We start from the raw sequence: 844 nt of genomic DNA on the forward strand, positions 1-844 counted from the left end.
CTGGATGTTTACGTGGTTTCGATGAGGATAAGTCGGTTATGTTGGCGGCGGTTTTTGTTCCTTTCGCGTGGTAGAGGCATATCCATGCACGCCAGGACCCTGATCACGATGGTTGTTGGGGGCGGGTATACGGGCAGGTGTCCGTCTGGTTTACCGATGCGGTGAAATTCCCTCTCCCACCGCGGTGATGCCGCGTCCGGTCTGCTGGTTTACGGCCGCGCGGGCCAGGTAGGCCCATCCGTTATGAGCCCACGCAAGCCCTATCCCAGTGACCTGTCCGACGCCCGCTGGGAGCTGATCGCCCCCACCCTGCGCGCCTGGCAGAAAGCCCGGCTCGACCGCCGGCCCACCGGTCGGCCCGCCCAGGTCGACCTCCGCGACATCTTCAACGCGATTCTCTACCTCAACCGGACCGGTGTCTCCTGGAGATACCTGCCCCACGACTTCCCCCCGCACGGCACCGTCTACTTCTACTACGCCGCCTGGCGCGACGACGGCATCTTCACCCAGCTCGGCTACACCCTGACCGGCCTGGCCCGCGTCACCGACGGTCGCGCAGCGGAGCCGACCGCGTGCATCCTGGACACCCAGACCGTCAAGACCTCCACCGACGTTCCCCTTGCCAGCCAGGGCACCGACGCCGGCAAGAAGATCGTCGGCCGGAAGCGGGGCGTGGTCACCGACACCCTCGGCCTGCTGCTCGCCGTGACCGTGACCGCCGCTCATCTTTCGGACAACACCCTGGGAACACGCCTGCTCAACCAGACGAAGGAAACCTGGAACACGATATCCAAGACCTGGGTCGACAAAGGTTTCAAGAACACCGTGGTCGAGCACGGCGCCG

The 844-nt window shown here is 64.7% G+C and carries 1 protein-coding gene; it reads left to right on the forward strand.

Annotated features, from left to right (window positions below):
• Window positions 1-243 precede the first annotated feature (243 nt).
• Window positions 244-844 (forward strand): IS5 family transposase (locus AC559T_RS14585; protein ID WP_498869062.1); only part of this gene is annotated, 601 nt, incomplete at its 3' end.

Origin of the sequence: Frankia sp. Hr75.2, from assembly GCF_949319125.1 — a bacterium.
Taxonomy (GTDB): domain Bacteria; phylum Actinomycetota; class Actinomycetes; order Frankiales; family Frankiaceae; genus Parafrankia; species Parafrankia soli.